This is a genomic window from Rhodococcus sp. NPDC056960 (genome assembly GCF_042674125.1).
In the GTDB taxonomy this organism is placed as follows: Bacteria; Actinomycetota; Actinomycetes; order Mycobacteriales; family Mycobacteriaceae; genus Rhodococcus_F.
On sequence record NZ_JBHURF010000058.1, the window covers coordinates 1 to 26,254 of the forward strand.

Below are 26,254 nucleotides of genomic sequence, written 5' to 3' on the forward strand. Positions count from 1 at the left end.
ATGATGGCAGTGCTCAGTCCGAGTTGTGCCGCGCGGATAGCAGCGACGTACCCACCGGGACCGGCTCCGAGGACAACGACGTCATAGTGTGAGGTGGTCACGGGGTACTGATCCTGCCGCTTGTGGTGTCATCGTCTTTTGGTCGATATCGAACTGGTTTGATTCACCTAGATGGTGGTACGGAGCCGTAGTTGTTTTCCGTACCACCTTCCAGTGTTGGGATCGGCTCTACGTGAGAGCTTCGGAGGATTGTGATTTGCGCCCGTGCGGCATCAGCAGCGTGGCAACGAGTCCGATCACCGCCAAGGCAGCCGCGAGAATATAGACGGCGGTGAATCCACTGCCTCCGTAAATCGGCGACCCGTTGACCACCGTGGCGATATTGAGCGCGAGAATCGCGAACCCGATCTGTACTGCGATGGCACTTCCGAGGGACCCGAACACGTTGACGGTGCTCGCTGTCACCGCCTGGAGGCGGACCGGGGTGGCCGCGATGACGAGATTCGGGATTGCGGCGCTGATCAGTCCGCCGCCGAAGGCATAGACCAGATAGCCGAGGAGAATCGGAGTGAACTCGGTGTGGCTGAGGGCAAGTGCCAATGATCCGACGGCCATCAGAGAGAAGCCGATCCAGTTGGGCAGGCGGGCTCCGCGTCGCTCGGCGAGATATCCCACGAGGAAGCCCATCAACACGGATACGAAACCGGCGGGTGTGGTGATCCGAGCCATGAAACCTGCATCCTCACCGAGCCCGTAGGTGAGACCAAGTGAAATGGGGGTCTGCACGATGAAGGACAGCAGCACGAACTGCAGTGCGATCACGGCTTGGCCGGTGAACTGGGCGATCAACGTGGTGACGACAGGGCGGCCACGGAGGACCGAAAGGTCGATGAGGGGATTCGCCGACCGCTTGGCCTGCTGAATCCAGATCGCAAAAGTGGCGATCGCCAACGCCGCGCACAGCAGGGTCTTCCATGACGTCCAGCCCCAGGTACCGCCTTCGCCGATACCGAACAGCAGTATCGCCACGGTGAGACCGAGCAGAAGCCCTCCGGTCCAGTCGATCTGGGTGCGCACACGTACCGGTGATTCAGGCACGACGAGCAGGACCAGCGCACCGATCAGGACAGGGAAGATGGCGAGTGCGAAGAACACACCCCGGTAACCGAAGTTGTCGATGAGAAGGCCGGCGAAGATGGGGCCGGTGATGGTGGTGACGCCGATACCGGCCGTGGCCAGGCTGACGGCCACGGCCAGCATCCGTTTGGGGAAGATATCCCGCATCAGGGAGTACACGATGGGGACGATTGCGAGACCGAACCCCTCGACCGCGCGGCCAACGAGCACGAGGGGGAAGGTCGGAGCAAGCGCGACGATCAACGATCCCACCGCCATACATCCGGTGACGATAAGCAGCCACTTCTTCTTACCGTCTCGGTCGGCGAGCTTGCCGACGAGTGGCGCGCTGATTGCGCCGGTCAGGGTGAAGAGGGTGGAAACCCAGGCGATGTAAGGAGTCTGGAAGGTTGCGGCCATATTCGGCAACGCGGGTGTGACCAGGTTGAACGCGTAGGCGACTTCTTCGGACAGAAGTACCAGGATCAGGAGAACGCCGATCCATCCAGCGGTGGATCGTTGGTTCACTCCTTCGGGGGGCAAGGTGGGATCTTCATCGAGCGTCGGGTGCGAGGCACCGTCGGTGGGTGTGGCGGTCATCTTGCTTCCTGCATTTCTCTGACGGGAAGGTGGAACGCTGATGCGCTATGCGGCCGGGGAGGCAGCGTGCGCCAGGTGAGGAGTCAGCGTCGCTCCAAGCTTGTGATGTGAGGCACAGTAAAGTGGATCGATCAATTCTGTCAAGTGATCCACTGAGGGGATTTGTGTGTGCTCGAACGAGAAGCCCTCGACCGTGAAGTTTCGGGTGAGGCTGGTGTGCCACGCGGGGCGTTCGAGCGGGACGACACGCTCGGGCGCTCCCGTCGAGCGTGTCGAAATTCGAGAGCGACATGCCCAGGTGGTGCCGATATCCGGCGCTGTGGATCGTCTTTCGGATGCCGCGCAGCGGCGAGCGTCGATAATGCAGGCGCGCGCACCGCGAAGGCCGCGATAGCTTTGGGCGACGGAGCATGCACACCCCTCGAGTCTGCTCCGCCGCGGATGCGGGCCTCGGGCGCGCGGGAGCGACCGAAAACGGAGCTTTCGGTCAGGGTCGGCTTCCCCGCATGAGAGTTTCCAGGCCGCCCGCGACGAAATCGACCAGCACATCGAACTTCGAGTCCGAGAGTGCGCGCGATTTTTCGCTACTGGCGTCGGACCAGCGCGCAGCCATCACGATGAGGGTGTTCACCGTCAGGGACCAGTTCAGATCGATGCTGTCGTCATCCACGTCCGGATATGCCCGCTCGAGAATTTGGCGGAGTAACTTCGCGGTGTCGTCTTCGACGGGGAACAGGCGCGGGTCGTTCGCGAGACTCAGCTGTCCGCAGATGGTCAGCCAGCGGACACCCTTGTCCGGTTCCTCGACCAGATACTTTCGATACGGAATCGCAAGCAAGTTGACGATCTGTCCCGCGTCGGGGATCTCTTCCGACTCGACCATGTTCTTGGTGAGGGTGTGAATGTGGGACAGCACTCCCGATCCGGCGTCGAGCAGGACTGCGTCGAGGATCGCGTCCTTGGATCCGAAGTGATAGTGCGCTGATGCAGCGCCGAGGCCGGCCTCGGCGTTGATCGCGCGGATGGACACCTTCTCGACGCCCTCCGCGGCAAAGAGTTTGGTGGCGGCGTCGATGAGGGCGCGGCGGGTCGCGGCGCCGTCTCGGGGGCTGGATCGAGGCACAATGCCACCTTCCTGATTCGTTGTGGTGATCATATCGCGTGATCCACTTGCGTAAGTTTCCGCATTTCACACTGCATTTTGTGCGCTCGCCAGGACGAGAAGCCGGAAACAGTCCTTAGTGGCGCACTTGATTGAAGCACTCGATCCACTTACTGTATTCTGTGACAGCTGACACAGCTACCCATTCGCGTTCACGTCGGCACATCTCGGTGTCCCACGGCACCGATCACGAACCAAGAAGGAGGCCACGATGGCATCGCCGCACAGCGAGCATCGGCCCGACAGTTCCGCGTCACCGACGGTGAGTGCGGAACTGATGCTGGACATGTTCACCGTTATCGCTCGCGCACGTGCCCTGGAGGACGCGGTATCGGTACATATTCGCGATCACGGATTTGCGGGCTTTTGGCACCCAGGTAAGGGGCAGGAGGGTGCTGTGGCGGGAGCTGTTGCTGCCATGGCACCCGACGATTACCTCTTCTATCAGGGCAGGGGAGCGACCTGGCCGCTCGCCAAAGGCATGGGCCTGGCCCCGATCATCGGCGATCTCCTCGGCAAGGCGACAGGGTCGACCGGCGGTAAGGGTGCCGGCGTACCGCACTGGGCCGATCCGGCTCTCGGCATCATGGGTGAAGGTGCCACCCTCGGGTCGGTGTACCCGGTTGCCGCCGGCGCCGCGCTATCCGCACAGATGCGGGGTACCGATCAGGTCGCTCTGGCCGACTTCGGGGACGGCACCGCCGCACGCGGCACCTTTCACGAAACCCTTCTCGAGGCAGCTCGCTGGAAGCTCCCGCTGGTCTACTTCTGCGAGAACAACGGCATCTCCGTGTCCACCACTTTCGAATCGGTGAGTCCGACCAAGACGATCGCGGAGCGTGCATCGGCATACGGCATTCCGGGTGCCCGCGTGGACGGACACGACGCTGTCGAGGTCTACCTTGCGGTGAAGGACGCAATCGACCGGGCCCGCGCAGGGCAGGGCCCGTCCCTCGTCGAAGCAGTGGTCACCCGAGTCGGCGGCCACTGGGAAGGCGACGCGCAGAAGTATCGCCCGGCCGACTTCCTCGCCACCTACAACGACCCGCTGGAGATCATGCGGAAGCGCATCGACTCCGCGACCGCAGACCGAATCATCGACGCAGCAAAGACCGAAGTAGCGCAGGCACTCATCGAGGCCGAAGCCGCCCCGCTGCCCGACCCTTCTGTCATCCTCGAGGACGTGTTCGCATGACCATCGCTACCCACACAGCAGACACTTCGATCTCGAGCTACGAGGCCGCCCAGGGTGCGGCCATCGCCGAGGAGATGCGCCGCGATCCGTCGGTCTTCCTCATGGGTCAGGACATCGCTTCGGGCGGATTCTTTGGTGGCACACGTGGACTCGTCGAGGAGTTCGGGCTCAGCAGGATCCGCAACACCGGTATCACCGAGGCGTTCATGGTCGGGGCGGCTGCCGGTGCGGCCATGACCGGCATGCGGCCGATCGTGCAGCTCGGATTCGCGGACTTCAGCCTCATCGCGGGCGACGAGATCTTCCAGAAACTCGGCAAATGGCGACACATGCACGGCGGCCAATTCGAGCTGCCCGCCGTGATCATCATGCCGATCGGACCGAGCGGCGGCGCCGGCCCGGAACACTCGGGCTCGATGGAAATGCTGCCGATGCACTTTCCCGGGCTGAAGGCAGTGGTGCCATCGAATCCGGCAAACGCCAAGGCACTTCTCAAAGCTGCGATCCGCGATCCCAATCCGGTGCTGTACTACCCGAGTAAGCAACTCAACTTCAAGCGCGGGGAGGTCGTCAACGACCCCGACTATGTGCTGCCGCTGGGCAAGGCATCCATCGCACGCGCGGGCACGACCATCAGCGTGATCAGCTACGGCTGCATGGTTCCCCGCGCACTCGAAGCAGCGACCGTGCTCGCCTCCGAGGGAATTGAACTCGAGATCGTCGACCTGCAGACGCTGGTTCCGCTCGACCGCGATGCCATTGTCAATTCGGTCGTCAAGACCGGGCGAGCGATGATCGTGCACGAAGCCCCGCGAACCGCAGGCCCCGGCGCCGAAATCGCCGCACTGATCCAGGAACGATGCTTCTACTGGCTCGAAGCGCCCGTCGCTCGCCTCGGGTCTGTCGACGCTCCGATTCCCGCGAGCCGATTCCTCGAGGATCACTGCTTCCCGAGTGTCTCCGACATCGTCGAAACAGCCCGCCACCTAGTCCGTGACTGACAAATCGAACCACGAGGACCTTCTCATCATGCTCGAACTAACCGACGTTCACATGCCGCACATGGGCTCCGTGGAGTTCGCACTTCTAACCGAATGGCTGATCAAGCCGGGCGAGAAGGTGCAGGAAGGCGATGCCTTGTGTGAGGTGTCGACCGACAAGGTCGATACCGAGGTGGAATCGCCCCAGTCCGGAATCTTGATCAGCTACATCGCTGCAGTTGATCAGGAAGTCCCGGTCGGTGACGTCATCGCCCGCTTCGCTCCGGACGACAGCGATCCCGAGCAGGTCGCCCGGGCCATTGCCGACGCGAGCGGGGAGCCAGTCTCTTCAGGTACTCCGAGCACCGACGACCACCACGCCACCGCACCGTCGCCAGCGTCCGCGCCGCCATCCCCCGCCGAGGTAGCGGCGGCTCCGACGCCAACCATTTCTGCGCTCGAGGAATCTGCGCCGCCAACGGACTCACTCGTCCTTGCCGCATCGTGGATCACGCACGTCAACCGACCTCCGGCGGGGGCACGTCGCCGCTCGGCGGACTCTCCGGCGGCGGAGCGCCCCGGTCAGCTCGCCAGCAAGAGCGGATTCCTGCAGACGCAGCAAGGTTCGCCCGCGATTCCGCCGGGATACGAGAACGTCGCGCACACCGCGAGCGAACACACCCGGCTTCGGCGGGCGATCGCGAAGAACCTCACCGAATCCTGGAATACGGCACCCCAATTGACGGCCCAGGTCGATGTCGATTTCACCGCTGTGTCGGTGGCACGCGCGAAGATCAACCGTGACCGGACCGCGCGTGGTGAGAGCAAGCTCAGCTACCTGCCCTTCATCGCGGTCGCCCTCTGCCGTGCGATCGCGGCGCATCCCGTTGTCAACTCCACGTTCACGGAAACACATCTTCTCCAGTGGCAGACGGTGAATCTGGGCATCGCGGTGGACACCGCGGATGGTCTGCTGGTCCCGGTCATCCGCGATGCGCAGCAGTTGTCGCTTGGCGGCCTCGCAGACGCGATCGCGACCGCAGGCCAGGCGGTGACGAGCGGCACGGGGAAGCCAGAGGACCTGGCCGGCGGGACGATCACGATCAGCAATTCCGGGAGCGTCGGCGGGGTGGTCTCGACACCGATCCTGACCAAGCCGCAGGTGGCGTCACTAGGGGTGCCGGCCATCGTCCGGACACCGGTCGCGCGGCGAAGTGCTGACGGCGCATCCGAGCTGCTCACGATCCGTCCGATTGCCCGCCTCGGGCTGACCTTCGATCACCGTGCGCTCGATGGCGCCGAAGCACTGCGCACTCTCATCGACGTGCAGCAGACACTCGAAAACTGGTCTGCGGAGGACTGATGACGAACGCTGACGGCGGCAGGGAAGGACGAACGATGAAGGCGGCAGTTCTTCGCCGAGGAGCGATTGTGTACACCGAGGTGGCCGAACCGGCAGCCGGTCCCGGACAGCTGTTGGTCGCGCCGGTCGCCGCCGGTGTCTGCGGAAGCGACCTGTCGGCGTGGCAGCACACCGATGACTTCCTTGCCGCTCATCGGGAAGCCGACGTGCCGGGCGAGTTGTTCGACCCGTGCAAGGATGTGGTGTTCGGGCACGAGTTCACTGCACGCGTCGTCGCGCTCGGCGACGGTGTCACCGATTACCAGGTCGATGACCTGATCGTGGCGCTGCCGTGGGTCATCACAGCCGACGGGGCGCCCCACACCGTCGGCTACTGCGATTCCTCACCTGGAGCCCTGGCGGAGGCGAGCATCGTGCAGGCGGGCGGGCACCTGAAAATCCCGTCGGGTATCGATCCGGTCACCGCTGCGGTGACCGAACCCCTCGCTACCGGGGTCAACGCCGTGCAGCGGTCGGGGATCACGGCCGAATCGGCTGCAGTCGTCACGGGATGCGGACCGGTCGGACTGGGTGCGATCATCGAGCTTTCCGTCCGGAGCGTGCACCCCATCGTTGCCTCGGACCCGTCGGGGAAGCGCCGAGAACTCGCGCTGGCCTATGGCGCCGACGTAGCCGTGAACCCGCTCGAGACGAATCCGATGTCCGTTCTAGCCAAGGAGTTCGACTCATCGGCGCCGACCTTCGTGTTCGAGGCCTCCGGTGCTCGAGGCATCCTCCGAGAGCTGATGACCGCCGCACCGAAGTACTCCCGGATCATGATCGTCGGTTCCGCGATGCGCCCTGAGACGATTCGGCCGGTCACGGGCATCCTGCGAAACATCTCGCTCGAGTTCGTGGGAGGCCCGGGACGCGGCGAGGCCACGTATGGGGCGTTCGAGCGGACCTTCGATCACCTGATCAACCAGCGATTCGATCCATCCCTGATGGTCACCGGCTATGCCAGCCTCGACGCAGTCGACGATGTCTTCGCTGCCCTTCGGCCCAGTGATAGCAGCACGATCGACCACGTGAAGATCCTTGTGCGTAACGACCTGCCCATAGGTACGGGAATCGTTCCCACCGACTGAAAACTTCTTCCCTCCAACTCATATCGAGGAAATCATGAATCAAGTCGACGAGATCGCGCGATCGGCACCATTCAATCTGTCCCTTGTGCGGGCGAAGCTCGAGGAACTCTTCGAACTGGACTCGGCGGACGAACTCGGTGTTCGTCTTCTCGCCGGTGGACGGTCGAATCTCACGTTCGAACTCACCGGCTCGGACCGCAAATGGATCCTGCGGCGGCCGCCGATCGGACACCGGCTCGAAACTGCGCACGACATGAGCCGCGAGGTCGCCGTCCAGCGCGCGCTGGCGAACAGCCCCGTACCTGTCCCGCGAATCGTGTTCGCAGACGACGATGCCGGCCACGCCGGCGGCAGCTACTACGTGATGGACAAGATCGAAGGGGAGGTGCTACGGACCGACGCTGACTTCGCCCAGGTCGACTCGGCGCAGCGGCGGCCCTTGTCGTTCGCATATATCGACTGCCTTTCGGCGTTGCACACCCGGGACTACACCGCGCTGGGCCTGGGAACATTCGGCCGCCCAACCGGATTCCTCGACCGGCAGGTGCGCCGCTGGACGAAGCAGCTCACGGCATCGAAGTCCCGGGAGCTTCCAATACTGGAACAGCTCGGACGACAACTGGGTGAGCAGGTGCCGGCATCGTCGCAATCGGCGATCGTCCATGGTGATTTCCGATTCGACAACATGATCGCGCAGGTCGCGGATCAGCCTCGAATCGCCGCGGTTCTCGACTGGGAGATGTCCACGATCGGTGATCCGTTGACCGACCTCGGTCTGGTGCATCTGTTCTGGTCCGGATGGGAGGGCATCGACAACCCGATCGCCGGAACCCCTTCCACACACGCCGGATACCCCTCGTTCGACGAACTCGTCGAGCGATACTCCCGCACGACGGGTTTCGACGTCAGCGAACTGGGCTGGTACTCGAGTTTCGCGTTCTACAAGATGGCCGTCATCCTGGAAGGCATCCACTTGCGATTCGTCAACGGCGAGACCGTAGGCGACGGCTTCGAGGACATCGGCACGATGGTCCAGCCACTGGCCGAACGCGGCTTCGCGGCGCTGCCCTGATGGGTCCACGCCGACGAGTACCTGAGCCGCGCGACGTCGGCCGAGAACCCAAAACCAAGGACTGACATGGATTTCACCTTCGACGCGACAACCACCCAGTTGCGTGACCGGGTCTCCACATTCATGGACGACTTCGTCTTCCCCGCCGAAAAGCACTTCCACGACAACCCCGCGGCGGGCGACCTGCAGTGGGAACGCCCCGCGATCATGGCGGACCTCAAGAAGGAAGCCAAGGCGCAGGGACTGTGGAACCTATTTCTCCCACACGATCCCCGCGGTGCGGGGCTGTCGAACCTGCAGTACGCGCCTATCGCGGAATTGACCGGCTGGAGCCCCGAAGTGGCGCCGGAAGCGTTCAACTGCAATCCACCCGACACTGGGAACATGGAGCTTCTCTGCCTGTTCGGGACGGAAGAGCAACAACAGCAGTGGCTCGAACCGCTACTCGACGGCTCCATCCGTTCCGCCTATTGCATGACCGAGCCGGACGTCTCGTCGTCGGATCCGTCAAACCTGACAACCACTATCGCCGACGACGGCGATCACTGGGTCGTCAACGGCCGCAAGTGGTGGTCCACCGGCGCGATGAGCAGTGACTGCAGGCTGTTGGTCGTCATGGGTGTATCGGACCCGGGTGCGGACTCACGGTCCCGCCACAGCCTCGTGCTCATTCCGCGGGAAACTCCCGGTGTGACGTTCGAACGGGGCCTGTCCATGTTTGGCTTCACTCACGGAGCACACGGCGGGCATGCAGAGGTGCGGTTCGACAACGTGCGAGTGCCCAAAGAGAACCTGCTCGGCGAACGCGGACGCGGACAGACACTGGCGCAGGCCCGGCTCGGACCCGGTCGCATTCACCACTGCATGCGCATGATCGGCATGGCCGAGCGTGCGATCGAACTGATGTGCCGCCGAGCCAACGAACGGACAGCCTTCGGTAAGCGGCTCGCCGATCAGGGCATCATCCAGCACTGGATTGCCGAATCACGGGTGAAGATCGATCAACTCCGACTTTTCGTGCTACGGACCGCGTGGCTGATCGACACTGTCGGTGCACGTGAAGCGCGGTCTGAGATCTCGGCGATCAAGGTCGCCGCACCCGACGCCGTCAGTTGGGTTCTCGACAAGGCGATCCAGGTTCATGGTGCCGGCGGCATGACACAGGACCACCCCCTCGCGATGCTCTGGGCTCAGACCAGAACGATGCGCTTCATCGATGGCGCCGACGAAGTCCACCGGATGGTGCTGGCGACCCGAGAACTGCGGAAGCACGCCGCCCCGCGTCCCTGACCATCGAGGAGATTCGCCTAGTCCGCAAGCGTCATCGTCGCCGGCCCCCGCACACCCAGGTCGACCGCAGTCAACGCACTGACAACCCCGCCGGTTTGCCGATGATCGCGGGTGTGCGAGACCCCCAGTTCTGTTGCTCTGCAGTGTCGCCGGTGCACTCCTTCGCCCTGGATTTTGAGTCGCAGTTCTGCCGAGCGGATGCCCGGGTGGGCCTATTTTTCGCCAGGGCCTCGGAGGCGAGGACGACAGTGTTGTTCCCGCGGCGTAGATGACCCGATTGATGCAATGAAAAACGAGGTGGAGGAATGGACGCGGAACAGAATTTCCCCGAGGCGAACGGTCGGAAGTTGCTCCGCCTCGAGGCTCGGAACTCGCAGACCCCGATCGAACGCAAACCGAACTGGATCAAGACGAGAGCGAAGATGGGCCCGGAATACTCCGAGCTCGAGGGCCTCGTCAAGCGCGAGGGTTTGCACACCGTCTGCGAAGAAGCCGGCTGCCCCAACATCTACGAATGCTGGGAAGACCGCGAGGCGACCTTCCTCATCGGCGGGCAGCAGTGCACCCGCCGCTGCGACTTCTGCCAGATCGACACCGGCAAGCCCGACGACCTCGACCGCGACGAACCCCGCCGCGTCGCCGAATCCGTCCAGGCGATGGGACTGCGGTACTCCACCATCACCGGCGTCGCCCGCGACGACCTCCCCGACGGCGGCGCCTGGCTCTACGCCGAAACCGTGCGCCTGATCCACCAGCTCAACCCGGGCACCGGCGTCGAACTGCTCATCCCCGACTTCAACGCCAAGCCCGAACAGCTGGCCGAGGTGTTCGCCACCCGCCCCGAGGTGCTCGCACACAACGTCGAGACCGTTCCCCGCATCTTCAAGCGGATCCGGCCCGCGTTCCGCTACCAGCGCAGCCTCGACGTCATCACCGCCGCCCGCGAGGACAACCTCGTCACCAAGTCGAACCTCATCCTCGGCATGGGCGAAACCCCCGACGAGGTCACCCAGGCGTTGCACGACCTGCACGACGCGGGCTGCGACATCATCACCATCACCCAGTACCTGCGCCCCTCCCCCCGGCACCACCCCGTCGAACGGTGGGTCAAGCCCGAGGAATTCGTCGAACACTCCCGGACCGCCGAGGAGATCGGGTTCGCCGGCGTCATGGCCGGACCCCTCGTCCGCTCGTCGTACCGCGCCGGCCGGCTCTACGCCCAGGTGACGCAACACCGTATGTCGCACATGAAGGAGGCTTCGTCATGATGAACGACTCCATTATCGAGGACGCGCAGATCCTCGAATTCGCACGTCGATGGATGCCATATGGCGGGGGAAACTCTGGCGACCTACTCGTCGAGTTCGGTATGACACCAGCAGGATACAGGGATCGGCTGCGACGAATTCTCAACGGACCGGTCGGCCGCCGACTCGAGCCTACACTTCGAGCGCAATTGACTGAATACGTTGCCGTGCATGCACGCCGCGGCCGGGGCAGGTAACGACCGACGACACGAATGGGAGGGGCTCGGTGTGCCGCAACCCCTCCCATTCGTCAATGGACGCTCGCGGCGCCTTCTACGACGCGCCCACGCTTGATCCCGATCGACAGGACGGCGCCCAGGAGAGAGACGCCGGCGCCTACCCACATCGTTGTGTGCATCCCGTGCATGAAGGCGGTTTCAGTTGCTGTTTGCAAGGCGGTCACAGTTTGTGGCGCCATCTCCGGGGACAGTGGAGTGACACCCTGCGCGACAGCCCGCACGGCTTCACCCGACACCTCACCGACAACTGCATCGGGGACACCGTTGTCTGTCATCGCGGTCGTGAAGCTGTCCGCGACGGCGAACGCCATCACCGCACCGAGCACTGCCGTACCGAGGATGCCGCCGATCTGAAGTGACGTTTGGTGCATGCCGGCTGCCGGTCCGGCGTCGTCGACAGCCGCGTTGCCGAGCACCGCTTGCACCGACGATGTCATGACCAAGCCGACGCCCAGTCCGAGCACCGTAAAGGGCAGGGCAAGCGAAAGATAGCTGCCATGCGGATCGACTCCGGTGAAGAGGGCGAAGCCAACTGCACTGAAGAGCATTCCACCGATGAGCGGCGGCCGCGGGCCGTATCGGTTGATGATCCATCCGCTGCTACTCGAGGCGACGACGTTTGCGACGCTGAGCGGCAAGATGTGCAGTCCGGCGGTCATCGGTGAGTCGCCGTTGATCTGCTGGAGAAACAGGAGGACGAAGAAGAGGGACCCAACGAGAGAGAAGAACGAGATGATCGTCAACAACACGCCGAGGGTGATCGAGCGGTCGGCGAACAGGCGCAAGGGAATAAGTGGATCGACCGCGCGTTTCTCGGCGAGGACGAACGCGACACCGGCGACGATGCCGGCAGCCAGCAAGGAGAGGACGGCGAGGTTCGTCCAGCCGACTTCCGGTGCCTGGATGAGGCCGTAGGTGATGAGGAGCAACGCGGCCGCGAGTAGAACGCTGCCCGCAAGGTCGAAGGGAGTCGAGTCCACGTATTGGCGTCTCGGCAGGACAAGCAATCCCACGACGAGCGACACGAGCGCGATCGGGACGTTGATCATGAACGCCCACCGCCAGCTGGTGTGTTCGATGAGCAGCCCTCCCAGGAGAGGTCCTGCTGCCGAGGATGCTCCGATCAGAGAGGCGAACAGCGACAGCGCCTTCGGGAGGGTCTCGGCGGGAAACAGAGCGCGCAGAAGGGCGAGCGCATTGGTGATGATGAGGGCACCGAACAGACCTTGGCCGAGTCGGCCGGTGATAACCATCATGACCGAGGGTGCGCATGCTATGGCGGCCGAGGCGGCTCCGAATCCGACGATTCCGACTAGGAATACTGTCCGTCGACCGAAGCGATCGCCCAGTTTTCCGGCAAGTACCAAGGTTGCGGCCATCGCCAAAAGGTAGATGTTCGTGATCCATTGCAGACCAGAGAGACTGGCGCCGAGGTCATGGGCGAGGACGGGATTCGCAACCGCGGTGATGGTTCCATCGAGTGAGACGATCAGGACGCCGAGCGCGATGGCGATCATCGCAACCCAGGGGTTGGTTCGTGGGAACGGTTCTGACGATGGTGCTGGTGTCGAGGGTTCAGTGATGTTTCCCGTAGTTGTCACGTGGGTCTTGACTTCCTTGTCGGGTTCTTGGATAGGGACGTCGTGGTGATGTGCTGGCCGCCCGCGGATTCGAGGGCGGGGAGGAGTGTCGCGATGCACGTGTCGAGCTCCTGGACGAGCATTGGGACGGTGCCGGCAGATTGTCGCCATCGGTGCAGCGCAACGCGGGATGCTCCCGCGAACGCGGCGACGGCCAGACGGGCTTCGAGGTCATTGTCCTGGTGGAACGCTGGATGCGGCTGGAGGGCAGCGACGAGAAGTTCTTCTTGCTGGTATCCGCGGCGGAGGTTGGCGGCCAACAGTCCGGGGCGAGACTCGATGAAAGTCTGGAGAGCGAGGTACGTCTCCGACTCTCCGGATGTTTCTAGCCAGGCCCAGGTGTCAGCGAGGGCACGTCGAAGGCTGGTCAGTGGTGGTTCATCCGTGGGACGGGTGCAGACACTGTCGAGGAAGCGATCGTCGAGGTCTGCGAGATAGCCGAGGGCCAGGTCTTCCTTTGTGGGGAAGTAGCGATACGTCGTCCGTGGTGAGATCTCGGCCGCCTCCGCGATGCTTTCGACGGTGACGCCGTCGAATCCGCGGGCGAGGAAGAGCTCGACGGCAGTGCGGGTGAGGATTCGGCGGGTTCGCGTCGCGTTGCGTTCGCGTCTTCCGGGGACAGCCATGTCGCCAATATTGGCAGTGACTGCCAATATTGGCAAGTTGGGGGTGGCGGTTGTCGTTGACATGACATAGGCGACCGAATACATTTCCCAACCAAGCACTTGTTCAATTAGGAGTCGAGTGGATACCTTCGTCGCACTGGCGTTCAGCGCCGCTGCCTACGGCGCCGTTCTGGCCCTGGCAGCGCTGGGCTTTCTAGTCCTGTACAAGGCAACGGGAGTCGTCAACTTCGCGCACGGGGACCTGATCACCTCGAGCGGCTATGTTGCACTCTGGTTCATCACCGATCTCGGCTCTGCCCCGGTTGTGGGCTATCTGCTCGCGGTGATCACGATGGGGCTGATCGGAATGGGCCTCGAACGGGTCGCCTACGCGCCGCTACGGCGGCGGCCGCACCTGACCGTACTCATCGCCACTCTCGCTGCCGCACTCGTCATTCGCGCCTTCATCTCGTTGTGGCAGGGGAGCGCGCCGCAGAGACTCCCGTCGCCCGTGGACGGCGCAGTAGTGACCGTTTTGGGCACACCCATCGCGGCCCAGCGGATCCTCATCATCGTCGTCGCGCTCGTCTGCATCGCAGCAGTGATCTATGTCTTCGGTTACAGCAGCTTCGGACGACAATTGCGGGCCTTGGCGAGTGACCGGGAGACCGCAGAACTCTATGGTGTGCGGACCGGACGGATCAGCCTGGCGGCCTGGGGTTTGTCGGCGGCGCTCGCAGCGCTGGCCGGGATCCTGGTTGCCCCGCTGTCGAGCCTCGACCTGAACTTCGGTTTCACGATCATGTTGGCCGCGTTCGCGGCCGCGGTCCTCGGCGGATTCGGGAACCTCTGGGGTGTACTGATCGGCGCTTCGGTGATCGGGGTGATCCAGTATCTCATCGGAGGTTATGTGCTCCACGACTACGCATCGATCCTGCCCTATGTCGCCATGCTGGCCATCCTCGGACTTCGACCGCAGGGACTTCTCGGCCGGACGGCGGTGCGCTTGTGAAGACACTCGAATTGGCGAGATCGGCTACCACCCTGTACAAACGCGGTCAGTATGTAACCCTTTCGGGGGTCGTGCTGCTGGCCGTGTTCGGTTCGCAGGTCGTCAGCAAGGGCAGCTCCACCAATCTCCTGAACCTCTGGCTCGTCTACTCGATCGCCGCGCTCGGGTTCTACTGGATCTTTGCGCTGGGCGGCAGGTTTGCGTTCTCCCAGACATTTATGATGGCGCTTGGCGGGTACACCACCGCGTACTTCGACCGAAGCGGTATCGGATTTCTCGGTTGCGTGCTCGCTGCACTGGTCGTGACCGCCGTAACGGCGCTCGTCGTCGGGACCGTGCTGTGGCGGACGGAGCACTTCTACTTTGCACTCGGCACACTGGCAGTCACCGAGATCGGCGTCATGCTGTTCGGCAAGACGTCGTCTTTCACCGGTACCAACGGGAATATCACCGGCATCGGCTACCCGGTCGTCTTCGGGCACGAGCTGAGGACCGACGGCGAAGTCTTCTGGCTCCTCGCGGCGGTCCTCACCGCGTTGCTGACACTGACAATCTGGATCTCGCGATCCCCGGTCGCCCGCGACCTCACCGCGGTGCGTGACATGCCCACGGTGTCGAAGACACTCGGAGTCTCCGTCGATACATTACGTATGACGACATTCGTCACCGGCTCCGCCGTCGGCGGTCTCGCAGGCGCCCTGATCACCCACTGGCAAGGCTTCATCGGAGTCGACTCGTTCGGATTGAACCTCGGAATCGGCCTGTTCCTCATGGTTATTCTCGGCGGCCTCGCGTCCCATTGGGGGGCGCTCGTCGGGGCAGCGTTCTACGTCGCGGTACCCGAGCTGCTCTCGGGTCTTCAGCAGTACATGTCCATCCTGTACGGAGTGCTGCTGCTGGTCATCATCCTGGTCTTTCCCACCGGTCTCATCGGGCTCGCCGACACGATCACCAAGTGGCGCCGGACGAATCATCCGGGATCGGCGGCATCATGACGATTCACGGGGAGAACATCGCAGTGCGCGATCTCTCGGTCCACTTCGGCGGCGTGACCGCCGTCGACCAGGTCAGCTTCGAGATAGCCGCGGGGGAGATCGTTGGCCTGATCGGGCCCAACGGCAGTGGAAAGACCACCCTGCTCAATGCTCTGACGGGGGTCGTCCCTGCGTCGGGCACTCTCACAGTCGGCGGCCGAGTGATCAAGCTTGGTCGCCCGTCGCAGTCACGACGTGCACGGCTGATCCGGGTCTTTCAGGCTCCGCAACTCTGTCCGGATCTCAGCTGCGTCGAGAACGTGATGATCGGCGCGGCCGAACCCAGGGGGCGCACCCTCGGGTCTGCGTGGTTTCGGAGACCGACCATGTGGCGTCACGAAGCCGGCCGACTAGCTGACGCGCACAGCCAACTCGCACGCGTCGGCCTTTCCGGGGCCGTTGCGCGCCCAGCCGGCCAGCTCACATATGGAGAGCAACGGCTGCTCGAATTGGCACGGGCTCTCACCGCTGCGCCGCGGGTACTCATGCTCGACGAACCCAGCGCCGGACTCAACGACGCAGAGACCCGCGATTTGCACGATCTCCTGATGCAGATCAGGAACGAAGGGACCACGATCCTCGTCGTCGATCACAAGATCGACCTCATCGATTCGCTCTGTGACCGCATTCTCGTACTCGAGGTCGGTCGGCTGATTGCACAGGGGATCCCATCGCAGGTGTGGGCCGATGACCGCGTCATGGACGCATACCTGGGAGTGGCAGATGATGCTTGAAGTGTCCGGACTCGACATCCGCTACGGGGCGACGCACGCGGTCCGCGGCGTCGACTTCAGCATCGACGTGAACGAAACGGTGTGTCTGCTCGGACCGAACGGAGCTGGGAAGTCCTCCCTGCTCAGGAGTATCTCGCAGCTGGTTCCCTATGAAGGATCCATCCGCTTCGACGGGCAGCGAATCGACAATCAATCGCCAGTACACCTCAGCAGAGCCGGACTGATACACGTACCGGAAGGTCGACACATCTTCCCGACACTGTCGGTCCACGAGAACCTCCAAATGGGCGCACACGCCCGGGCCGGGAGGCCGAAGGCGTACAGCTACGACGACGTGTACACCCTCTTTCCCGCACTGGGCCGCATGCGAAAAAGGCAGGGCTACGCCCTGTCCGGTGGCGAGCAACAGATGGTCGCACTCGGTCGCGCGCTCGTGGCATCGCCCCGCCTACTCCTACTCGACGAACCCTCTCTCGGGCTCGCGCCGGCCGTTGTCGGGACGGTGTACAAGGCGTTGGAGGAAGTTGCCACCCGAACGACCATGCTGCTGGTCGAGCAGAACACCTCTGATGCGCTCTCGCTGGCGGGTCGCGGATACGTGCTCGCCGACGGTCGCTTCGCGATGCAGGGTGACTCCGCCGAGCTGGCAGATCGAAGCTCCGTCCTTGCAAGCTATCTGGGTCAGACTGATGCCGAAACGAGCTCGGTCTCGAAGTCATCGTCGCCCGACAAGTAGAAAGAGCTCATATGAAATCACACAGTGTCCCGCGCGGTCTCCGATCGAGCTGGGTGATTGCACCGACCGCAGCAGTGATGCTGGTGGCTGCCGCCTGTAGCTTCGGGGGATCCTCGACATCCGACGGCCCGGAGCAGGCGACCATCGTGGGGCTCATCGAGATCAAGGGCGACTCGCCGAACGCGTTGAACGACTACAACAACGGTGCACAGATGGCCGTCGATGAGATCAACCGAGCTGGGGGCGTCCTGGGAAAGCCGATGGACTACCAAAGGATTCCCGCGTCCGTCACGGACCCACAGGCCGCACGAACGGCCTTCCTGAAAGCGGTGGACGAAAACCCGAGCGCGATCATCGGCTTTCCCGGGGGCGGATCATTGGAGGCCCTCACTCGCGATGTCGACTCGGCGGCGATCCCGATGATTCACATCAGCAGCGACGGCAAGCTCGCCCGAGGTGCCGAGTCCGGAAGTGAATGGCTGTTCTCGGTCAACCCCGATGACACCGCACGCGCAACGAACGCGGTCGCCCTCGCCGACAAGCTGGGTGGAAAACGGATCGGCATCGTTGCCACGGACGAGACCTTCGGCAGGGTATCCGCGGAGAATTCGATCGACGCAATCGAAGCAGCGGGACTCGAGCTGGGTACGGTCCGCTACGTACCACCCACGGTGACGGACCTTACCGGAACGATTCTGGATCTGCGGGACTCGGATGTCGTCCTGTCGTGGACGTTCCCGAACGTTCTTGCACTGCAGCTCAATCAGATGGCACAGAACGCCATCGACACACCGGTCATCACGGGGAACTCGGGTCCACTGGTGACCTCCAGCAACCTCGCCGACGAGAACGCGCGGCGTCCACTGCACGCCGTGACGCCGTGCGCCCCGGCGATCGGGGACAGTGCAGTCGGACGCACGTTCGCTGCCGACTATCAATCAAGGTTCGGCGCCACCCCGACTGCTTCCGCGACGCAGGTCTACGACTCCGTGCGATTGCTCGCGGCTGCGATGGAATCCGCCGGAACGGTCTCGGACCACGACGCCATCGCCGAAAGCTTGCGAGCGATCGAATGGGACCAGGGTGCCTGCGCCGCGATGTACAAGTCAGACGGTGCACAGTTCCTCGGCCATCAGATGGTTGCCGAGGCGTTCGCGGGCCCGGGAACGATTGTCGATCGCTATGATGTCGCGCCCTCGGACGTGCGGTAACGCCCCCGATCCTCACGCACGTCTATCCAACTCGACAAGGAGTTCTTCATGCCAGAGGCAGTCATCGTCTCCGCGGTGCGCTCACCGATCGGCCGGGCCCGTAAGGGTTCGCTGCAGAGCATCCGCCCGGACGAATTGGCCACGCAGATGGTCTCGGCGGCACTGACGAAGGTGCCCGCACTCGACCCCAAGGAGATCGACGACCTCCTCCTAGGGTGCGGTCAGCCCGCGGGCCAGTCCGGATTCAACATCGCCCGCGTCGTCGCGGTGGAACTGGGCTACGACTTCCTGCCGGGCGTCACCGTGAACCGCTACTGTTCGTCGTCGCTGCAGACCACCCGCATGGCGCTGCACGCGATCAGGGCCGGCGAGGGCGACGTCTTCGTCTCCGTCGGGGTCGAGTCGGTGTCGAGCTTCGTGACCGGCAACGCCGACGGCCTGCCGAACACGAAGAACGCGCGGTTCGCCGACGCGCAGGGGCGCACGACCGAGTTCGCGCAGGGCGGGCGGCAGTGGTCCGATCCGCGCGAGGAGGGGCTGCTCCCGGACGTCTACATCGGGATGGGGCAGACTGCGGAGAACGTCGCATCGGCGACCGGCATCACCCGCGAGGATCAGGACCGCTGGGCGGTCCGGTCACAGAACCGCGCCGAGGAGGCCATCAGGAACGGTTTCTTCGCCCGCGAGATCACCCCGGTCACGCTGCCCGACGGCACCGTCGTCAGCACCGACGACGGCCCCCGCGCCGGCACCACCTACGAGGGCATCAGCCGGCTCGAGCCGGTGTTCCGGCCCGATGGCACCGTCACCGCCGGCAACGCCTGCCCGCTCAACGACGGCGCCGCCGCGCTGGTGATCATGTCGGACACCAAGGCGAAGGAACTGGGGCTGACGCCGCTGGCGCGGATCGTGTCGACCGGGGTGTCGGGGCTGTCGCCGGAGATCATGGGCCTGGGGCCGGTCGAGGCGGTCACGCGGGCACTGGACCGGGCGAAGATGAGCATCGGCGACATCGATCTGTTCGAGATCAACGAGGCCTTCGCAGTCCAGGTGATCGGTTCGGCCCGCGCTCTGAAGATCGACGAGGACACCCTCAACGTCTCCGGCGGCGCGATCGCCCTCGGCCACCCGTTCGGCATGACCGGCGCCCGCATCACCACTACCCTGCTGAACAACCTGCGCACCCACGACAAGCAGTTCGGTGTGGAGACCATGTGCGTCGGCGGCGGCCAGGGCATGGCCATGGTCCTCGAACGGCTCAGTTAGGGCAGGTCGGCGCTGCGATCTGTACTCACTCCGTCTACAGGCGATATCGTGAGACGGCAGCGTGTAGAGGGTGAAGTGCATGGTCGATCCGCAGGAGACACAGCGTGATGTGACGTCGCCTGTGGCCGACGAGCTCGAGGCCGTGGGGTTCGCGGACGCAGTCGAGATCGGCCACGGGGGTTTCGGCGTCGTGTACCGCTGTGAACAGGTGGGGCTCGACAGGACCGTCGCGGTCAAGGTCCTGACGGCAGACCTCGACGACGAGAACCGCGCCCGGTTCTTCCGCGAACAACGGGCGATGGGCAGGCTGACCGGTCATCCCAATATCGTCAACGTGCTTCAAGTCGGCGCGACGGATAGCGGGCGGCCGTACATTGTGATGCCCTACCACCCGCAGGAGTCCCTCGACTCCCGACTACGCCGATCTGGACCACTCAGCATCGCCGACGCACTTCGCCTCGGGGTGAAGATGGCAGGAGCACTGGAAACCGCGCACCGACTCGGAATACTCCATCGCGATGTGAAACCGGCCAATATCCTCCTCACCGACTACGGGGAACCCGCCCTGGCAGATTTCGGCATCGCGCACATCGCGGGCGGCTTCGAAACCGGAACCGGGACAGTCACCGGGTCGCCGGCATTCACCGCCCCGGAGGTACTTCGCGGAGACAACCCGGGCCCAGGCTCGGACATATACAGCCTCGGTGCGACACTTTTCTGTGCAATCACCGGACATGCGGCATTCGAACGCCGCAGCGGTGAGCAGGTCATCGCCCAGTTTCTCCGGATCACAACGCAACCGGCCCCTGATCTGCGGGAGCATGGCATCCCGGACGCGATATGTGCGGTCGTCGAACACGCGATGGCGGGCGACCCATCAGGGCGCCCGATGTCGGCGGCCTCGTTCGGAGAGGAGCTTCGTGAACTTCAAGCTGCCCACGAATTTCCGGTCGACGACATGGCATTGCATGCCGACGCGAGGGACACTGCACGCAAAGGCAGCCACGCTCCCGCTGGTGCACGAAACCCGGGGGCCCCGGACAGTGACCGGGCTGATCACAGCCGCCCGAGTAGCGATCGAACACCACCGCCCCTTCGCAATCCTCGGGGGAATCTCCCGCTCGAGTTGACGAGTTTTGTCGGCCGGCGATCGGAGCTGGCGGAAGTCAAAAGAATCCTTTCCACCTCGCGGCTATTGACGTTGACCGGATTGGGCGGTGTCGGTAAGACTCGACTGGCGCTGCGAGCGGCAACGAACACGAGGCGGGCATTCGACGACGGGGTGTGGCTTGTCGAGCTCGCGGAGCTTCGGGACGGATCACTGGTCGCTGACGTGGTTGCGGCTGAATTAGGTCTGCGTGATCAGTCCGCTCGGCCGACGGAGGACGTTCTCGTCGACTTCCTCGCGACGCGGAAGGCGCTCTTGGTGCTCGACAATTGCGAGCAGGTGGTGGCGGCGGCTGCCCAGTTGGTGGAGACGCTGCTTCGCCGATGCCCCGACATTCGGATCCTGGCGACGAGTCGCGAAATCCTGGATATCAGTGGCGAGGCATCGTTTCGCGTTCCACCGCTCACCGTCCCCAACGCCGGCCACGAGCCGACACTACGCGGAATGCCGCAGTACGACGCGATCACCCTATTCGCCGAACGAGCTGCTACCACCGTCCCCGAGTTCGAACTGACCGAGGCCAATCGGTCCGCAGTCGCCGAAATATGCCAGGAACTCGACGGCCTCCCGTTGCCGATTGAACTGGCCGCCGCGCGCCTGCGCGCGATGTCGGTCGATCAGGTCCGCGAACGGCTCAGCGGCAAGTACGACGTGCTCTCGCGCGGCAGCAGGGACGCCCCCACGCGACAGCAGACGCTACGATTCTGCATCGACTGGAGCTACGAACTGTGTACGCCCGCTGAACAGCTGGTTTGGACGCGGCTCGCGGTATTCGCGGGGTCATTCGAGCTGGACGCGGCCGAATGGGTCTGTAGCGATGATCTGCACTCGACAGACTTCCTCGATGTCATCACATCCCTCGTCGACAAGTCGATCCTCATACGCGAAACAGTGGACTCGGTAGTGCGTTTCCGACTGATATCGACACTACGCGACTATGGGCTCGAGAAACTCTCGGCCACAGACGATTACATGCCGCTATCCTGTCGGCACCGAAATTGGTACCGCCAACTCGCGTCTGACGCGGAATCCGACTGGATCAGTTCACGACAACTGGCATGGATCTCCAGGTTGAACCGCGAACGCCCCAACCTCAGGCGTGCGATGGAGTTCTCGCTGTCCGAGTCCGCAGAGCCCGCAATAGCACTGCAGATTGCAACCGCTCTCTTCCTGTTCTGGTCCTCGGGGGGCCTGTTCAACGAGGGGCGCTACTGGTTCGACCGGATACTGTCCGACCATAGCGACGAACCGACTGCGGAACGAATCAAGGCGCTGTATGCCGACAGTGTGCTGGCAGAGGTGCAAGGCGACCTGCCCGCCGGGACCGCCCTCGTCGAAGAGGGGCATGCGGTTGCAGCGCAATTGGCCGACCCGCTCGCTCACGCCCTCATCGCGCACGCCGAGGGACTGTCTGCGCTCTTCGGCGGTGAACTGGCGCGGGCATGCACACTCCTCGAGGACGCGCTGCAAGTCTTCGGAGAGCAAGCACCGCTGTCCATGCAGGTTGGTGCCTCGTACGTGCTCGGATGGGCATACGGAATGCGCGGCGACAACGACCGCGCTATCGAATACTTCTCCCTGGTCCGCGCAATCACGGAGCCCCGAGGAGAAGTCGTCAACCGCTCCTACGCGCTGTGGGCGATGGGAGTGGCCGAGTGGCGACGAGAAGCCCCCGACACCGCCGCAGAGTTCCTCGGCCGCAGCCTTCGGTTGGCACGTGAGGTGCCTGATCCGCTCACCGGGGCCACCTGCCTGGAGGCGCTCGCTTGGGTCGCAGGCGGACGCGAACCCGAGCGAGCCGTGACCCTCATGGCGGCCGCCGAGAATCTCGTCCAGTCCGTCGGTAGCTCCACCGTGATATTCCCCGATCTGCAACACCACCACGACCACTGCGTCAACCGAAGTCGTGAGGTGTTGGGCGACCGGCGCTACGAGTCTGCCTGGAAGAAGGGTGCATCGATGTCCTTCGACTCAGCGCTCGCCTATGCGCTCGGTACGAGTACGCCCAAGCGGTCCGAAACCGGCCAAGGGGAAGTGCTCACAAAACGTGAACGTCAGGTAGCGGACCTCGTGGCGCAGGGAATGACGAACAAGGAAATCGCCGCACAACTCGTCATCTCCCAACGCACGGCACAAGGCCACGTCGAGCACGTTCTTGCCAAACTCGGATTCAACTCGCGAGCGCAGATCGCGGCCTGGGTGGCCGAACACCGGCGATAAGATGGCGCGGATCGCACGGCCGTGTCATCCGGTGGATCTCGTGCCGTCGATAAATGCGGGCAGGCGGAACATCTGTCAGCGACACGTCCTTGACTTCCGTGCACCGAGTCGTAAGCTACCGAGGTAGCAAGCGGTTGCTTGGTAAGTCGGAACTTGGAGAAGCCGCCGACGCACTCAACCACGGACAGCCGCCCAGATATACCCACCTGTCGGTACCTATGCCTGCACATCGCGGGGGAGTTGAACACCACCACTCCATGGAGGGGAATGAGATGAACACTCGCGTTGCCGACCCGAGGAGAGGACTCCTGTTCGTCACCGGCGCGTCCAGCGGATTCGGTGCACACGTCAGCGCCATGATGGCGGCGCGAGGGCACCAAGTGGTCGCCTCCATGCGCGATGTATCCAAGTCCGACTACCTGTACGACCTGGTCGGTCGCTATGGCGCAGAGTCGAGTCGCCTCAGCATCATTGAACTTGACGTGACGTCGCCAGAATCACGGGGACGAGCCGTCGAGTACCTGAATGGCCTGGCTCGCCCACTAGAGGCAGTCCTTCACTGCGCGGGCTACACCACGGCGGCGTTCTTCGAAGATCTGCCCTCGGAGTCCATTCGCGATCAGTTCGAGACGAACTTCTTCGGGGCCGTCGAGCTGACCAAATTACTGCTTCCGGGTCTGAGGAGCCGCCGCGACGGGACGATTGCGGTCATTTCCTCGAACGCGGTCAACATCGCGCATCCGATGTATTCCATCTACGCGGCGAGCAAGTGGTCCCTCGAGGGCTGGGCCGAAGCGCTGTCGATAGAACTCGCCCCGTTCGGGGTCGACGTCCTGATCCTCCAGCCTGGCAACCATGACACCTCATTTGCCTCCAACGTGGTATCCATCAGCCCAGAGTCCAGTCCATACGCTGGACTGCACGCCGCCGCGATGGGGAAACTGCAATCTCTCGGAGACCGAGCACGCCCAACTGTCAAGGCCGCGACGGAAATCTGTGATGCCTTGGAAGCAGATTCACGTCCGTTGCGTCTGCGTATCGGAAACGACGACAAGCTGATGGCTGCGCTGGCGCGCTGGGCGCCATACGGGGTGCGCAGGCGCATCGTCGAACGTATTACCGGATTGTCCAAGAGCGCACTTGCCGCGGAACGCCCCGGCGACGCGACACTTACGACGAAATAGGGGAAGTCATGAGTACAAGTGGAAGATTCAATGGCCAGGTAGCTTTCATCACGGGGGCTGCACGCGGTCAGGGACGCAGTCACGCCGTACGACTCGCCGCCGAGGGCGCGTCCATCATTGCCGTCGACATTTGCGATCAAATCGACAGCGTGCCCTACGCAATGTCGAATCCCGACGACCTCCACGAGACCGTATCCCAAGTTGAGGAAGCCGGCGGCAATATCTTCGCAGCTGTCGCAGACGTCCGTGATCGTGTAGGCCTCGAAGCTGCACTCGCTGAGGGGGTTACACGTTTCGGTGTCCCCGACATCGTTCTCGCCAATGCAGGAATCTCACCCCAGCGCGCATCGGAGCCAGACCCGCAGCAGGTGTTCATCGATACGATCGAGACGAATCTTGTAGGGGTCTGGAATACCATCAGCCTGGTCGCTCCGATGATGATCGCGCGGAATCATGGTGGCGCCATCGTAATCACCAGTTCCGCTCAGGGGCTCATCGGACGCGGCGGTGACGGCTCAGGAGCAGCAAGCGCCTACACAGCGAGTAAACACGGCGTCGTCGGCCTAATGCGATCGTTCTCAGCCTGGCTCGCTCCTCACTCGATCAGAGTCAACACAATTCATCCGACCGGCGTCCGTACCGCTATGGTCGAGCACGACGACATGATGGCCTGGGTAGCGGCCGACCCCGACCGTGCTGCGACCATGTCCAACCCGATGCCCATCCACATGGTCGAGGTCTCCGACGTCACGGAGGCGGTGCTCTATCTCGTCGGCGAATCCGGGCGATACATCACCGGTGTGACACTGCCCGTGGACGCGGGCTTCACCAGTAAGTAGGACACGGCGCAGGGAGATCGGGGGTGCTCAATGGCAGCGACGAGTGGGACATCTACTCCAACATTGTGCGAATCGCCCGCGCTATGGACCAGCGAAACTGGGCGGCGATCGAGAAGATTCTGACACCGAATGCAACCGGAGACTTCGGAACCGGCGTGATGTCGTCATCGTCGGAGATCGTTTGCCTCCTGCGCGGGTTCCTTGACATCTGCGGACCAACTCAACATCTCGTCGGGAGCGTTCTAATAGACGTTGACGGCCTCAGGGCAACGCGCCAGGCGTATGTTGCAGACACTCACCTCGGCGCGGGCGATCTGGACGGTGTTGTTTTTCGTACCCTTGGCGACTATCACGACTCGTGGATTCGCACGCCCACAGGATGGCGACTCACCCACAGAAAGAAGCATCATGCTGGATTCGTCGGTAACCCACTCGTGGTTGGGTTTACCGAGGGCGGTAGTGCCCAGTAGTGGTGCATCAGGCAAACGTCCTCGACTCGTTGGACCGGGGGCGTCGAACTCGGCAAGGCCTCGTCCATGGAATCGGCTCTTGCCCTTGGCGGTGGTGGCGCGTCACCTGGCGAGGGCAGCTCCACTGCCGGGTTGATCAGGGCCTACAGACAAGCGACCGGAACGCCACTGAACCTGGGACGAATCCGTTTGGCTCCCCGTTCGGAACTGCGAGCCAGGACAGGCAGGACACACATTGATCGAGAAGAGAGCAACAGCCACCGACGCCCCGACTCCGTCGGCGATGCGGCGGGTGTTGCGGCGTGCGCGGGACGGCGCGACTCTGAACGTGGACGAGGCGACGGTGCTGCTGCAGGCGCGCGGCGACGATTTGGCGGATCTGTGTTCGTCGGCGGCGAAGGTCCGCGATGCCGGGTTGCTGGCGGCGGGCCGACCGGGGGCGGTGACGTATTCGCGGAAGGTGTTCATCCCGTTGACCCGGTTGTGCCGGGACCGGTGCCACTACTGCACGTTCGTCACGGTGCCGGGCAGGTTGCGGGCCGAGGGGCGGGGGGCGTATCTGGAACCGGACGAGGTTCTCGAGATCGCTCGGCAGGGCGCCGAATTGGGCTGCAAGGAAGCGTTGTTCACGCTCGGTGACCGGCCGGAGGATCGGTGGCCGGAGGCGAAGCAGTGGCTGGATGA

General features: G+C 63.5%; 23 protein-coding genes. 18 read left to right on the top strand and 5 right to left on the bottom strand.

Annotation, left to right across the window (positions count from 1 at the left end):
• The 3 genes from ACFTWF_RS43760 to ACFTWF_RS43770 form a co-directional block, all read right to left on the bottom strand.
• A partial coding sequence (locus tag ACFTWF_RS43760; protein ID WP_378467323.1) for an FAD-dependent oxidoreductase occupies nt 1-101 on the bottom strand: 101 nt, incomplete at its 3' end.
• A gap of 127 nt (nt 102-228) precedes the next feature.
• A complete protein-coding gene (locus ACFTWF_RS43765; protein WP_378467301.1) occupies nt 229-1,716 on the bottom strand; it encodes an MFS transporter in 1,488 nt (495 codons plus the stop codon).
• A 487-nt stretch (nt 1,717-2,203) separates the two neighbouring features.
• Nucleotides 2,204-2,839, bottom strand: a complete 636-nt coding sequence (locus ACFTWF_RS43770; RefSeq protein ID WP_378467302.1) for a TetR/AcrR family transcriptional regulator — start codon at nt 2,837-2,839, stop codon at nt 2,204-2,206.
• A gap of 250 nt (nt 2,840-3,089) precedes the next feature.
• On the opposite strand from ACFTWF_RS43770, the gene ACFTWF_RS43775 reads away from it, so the two are divergent.
• From ACFTWF_RS43775 to lipA, 7 genes are all read left to right on the top strand, one after another.
• A complete protein-coding gene (locus tag ACFTWF_RS43775) occupies nt 3,090-4,073 on the top strand; it encodes a thiamine pyrophosphate-dependent dehydrogenase E1 component subunit alpha (protein ID WP_378467303.1) in 984 nt (327 codons plus the stop codon).
• Entirely contained in the window at nt 4,070-5,074 is a 1,005-nt protein-coding gene (locus ACFTWF_RS43780) for an alpha-ketoacid dehydrogenase subunit beta (protein WP_378467304.1), read from the top strand. Before ACFTWF_RS43775 ends, ACFTWF_RS43780 begins: the two co-directional genes overlap by 4 nt.
• Nucleotides 5,075-5,102: 28 nt before the next feature.
• Nucleotides 5,103-6,416 carry a dihydrolipoamide acetyltransferase family protein gene (locus ACFTWF_RS43785; RefSeq protein ID WP_378467305.1) on the top strand — a complete coding sequence of 438 codons (1,314 nt, stop codon included), beginning with the start codon at nt 5,103-5,105 and terminating at the stop codon, nt 6,414-6,416.
• Nucleotides 6,416-7,543, top strand: coding sequence for an alcohol dehydrogenase catalytic domain-containing protein (locus ACFTWF_RS43790; protein WP_378467306.1), 1,128 nt, complete (start codon nt 6,416-6,418; stop codon nt 7,541-7,543). The genes ACFTWF_RS43785 and ACFTWF_RS43790 overlap by 1 nt, the downstream gene beginning before the upstream one ends.
• A 34-nt stretch (nt 7,544-7,577) precedes the next feature.
• Nucleotides 7,578-8,615, top strand: a complete 1,038-nt coding sequence (locus tag ACFTWF_RS43795; RefSeq protein ID WP_378467307.1) for a phosphotransferase family protein — start codon at nt 7,578-7,580, stop codon at nt 8,613-8,615.
• A 66-nt stretch (nt 8,616-8,681) separates the two neighbouring features.
• Nucleotides 8,682-9,905, top strand: a complete 1,224-nt coding sequence (locus tag ACFTWF_RS43800; protein WP_378467308.1) for an acyl-CoA dehydrogenase family protein — start codon at nt 8,682-8,684, stop codon at nt 9,903-9,905.
• A 305-nt stretch (nt 9,906-10,210) separates the two neighbouring features.
• Nucleotides 10,211-11,173, top strand: coding sequence for a lipoyl synthase (gene lipA, locus ACFTWF_RS43805; protein WP_378467309.1), 963 nt, complete (start codon nt 10,211-10,213; stop codon nt 11,171-11,173).
• 289 nt (nt 11,174-11,462) lie between these two features.
• Here lipA and ACFTWF_RS43810 read toward each other — a convergent pair whose 3' ends face one another.
• Both ACFTWF_RS43810 and ACFTWF_RS43815 read right to left on the bottom strand, forming a co-directional pair.
• Entirely contained in the window at nt 11,463-12,968 is a 1,506-nt protein-coding gene (locus ACFTWF_RS43810; RefSeq protein WP_378467310.1) for a DHA2 family efflux MFS transporter permease subunit, read from the bottom strand.
• Between the two features lie 80 nt (nt 12,969-13,048).
• Nucleotides 13,049-13,717 (bottom strand): TetR/AcrR family transcriptional regulator, encoded by a 669-nt coding sequence (locus ACFTWF_RS43815; protein ID WP_378467311.1) that lies wholly within the window; start codon nt 13,715-13,717, stop codon nt 13,049-13,051.
• Nucleotides 13,718-13,835: 118 nt separating this feature from the next.
• On the opposite strand from ACFTWF_RS43815, the gene ACFTWF_RS43820 reads away from it, so the two are divergent.
• The 11 genes from ACFTWF_RS43820 to ACFTWF_RS43870 all read left to right on the top strand — a co-directional run.
• The gene (locus ACFTWF_RS43820) at nt 13,836-14,708 is read left to right on the top strand and encodes a branched-chain amino acid ABC transporter permease (RefSeq protein WP_378467312.1); all 873 of its coding nucleotides are present in this window, start codon (nt 13,836-13,838) and stop codon (nt 14,706-14,708) included.
• Nucleotides 14,705-15,703 (top strand): branched-chain amino acid ABC transporter permease, encoded by a 999-nt coding sequence (locus tag ACFTWF_RS43825; protein WP_378467313.1) that lies wholly within the window; start codon nt 14,705-14,707, stop codon nt 15,701-15,703. Before ACFTWF_RS43820 ends, ACFTWF_RS43825 begins: the two co-directional genes overlap by 4 nt.
• The gene (locus ACFTWF_RS43830) at nt 15,700-16,476 is read left to right on the top strand and encodes an ABC transporter ATP-binding protein (protein ID WP_378467314.1); all 777 of its coding nucleotides are present in this window, start codon (nt 15,700-15,702) and stop codon (nt 16,474-16,476) included. The genes ACFTWF_RS43825 and ACFTWF_RS43830 overlap by 4 nt, the downstream gene beginning before the upstream one ends.
• Nucleotides 16,466-17,212, top strand: coding sequence for an ABC transporter ATP-binding protein (locus ACFTWF_RS43835; protein ID WP_378467315.1), 747 nt, complete (start codon nt 16,466-16,468; stop codon nt 17,210-17,212). Before ACFTWF_RS43830 ends, ACFTWF_RS43835 begins: the two co-directional genes overlap by 11 nt.
• An 11-nt stretch (nt 17,213-17,223) precedes the next feature.
• Nucleotides 17,224-18,423: an ABC transporter substrate-binding protein gene (locus ACFTWF_RS43840; protein WP_378467316.1), complete on the top strand. Its 1,200-nt coding sequence runs from the start codon at nt 17,224-17,226 to the stop codon at nt 18,421-18,423.
• A 48-nt stretch (nt 18,424-18,471) separates the two neighbouring features.
• The gene (locus ACFTWF_RS43845; protein ID WP_378467317.1) at nt 18,472-19,689 is read left to right on the top strand and encodes an acetyl-CoA C-acetyltransferase; all 1,218 of its coding nucleotides are present in this window, start codon (nt 18,472-18,474) and stop codon (nt 19,687-19,689) included.
• A gap of 79 nt (nt 19,690-19,768) precedes the next feature.
• Nucleotides 19,769-23,077 (top strand): protein kinase, encoded by a 3,309-nt coding sequence (locus ACFTWF_RS43850; protein ID WP_378467318.1) that lies wholly within the window; start codon nt 19,769-19,771, stop codon nt 23,075-23,077.
• Between the two features lie 272 nt (nt 23,078-23,349).
• Nucleotides 23,350-24,261 (top strand): SDR family NAD(P)-dependent oxidoreductase, encoded by a 912-nt coding sequence (locus ACFTWF_RS43855; protein ID WP_378467319.1) that lies wholly within the window; start codon nt 23,350-23,352, stop codon nt 24,259-24,261.
• Between the two features lie 8 nt (nt 24,262-24,269).
• A complete protein-coding gene (locus ACFTWF_RS43860; protein WP_378467320.1) occupies nt 24,270-25,100 on the top strand; it encodes a mycofactocin-coupled SDR family oxidoreductase in 831 nt (276 codons plus the stop codon).
• Nucleotides 25,101-25,123: 23 nt separating this feature from the next.
• Nucleotides 25,124-25,570: a nuclear transport factor 2 family protein gene (locus ACFTWF_RS43865; RefSeq protein ID WP_378467321.1), complete on the top strand. Its 447-nt coding sequence runs from the start codon at nt 25,124-25,126 to the stop codon at nt 25,568-25,570.
• 235 nt (nt 25,571-25,805) lie between these two features.
• Nucleotides 25,806-26,254: radical SAM protein (locus tag ACFTWF_RS43870; protein ID WP_378467322.1), on the top strand; the 449-nt coding region annotated here is incomplete at its 3' end.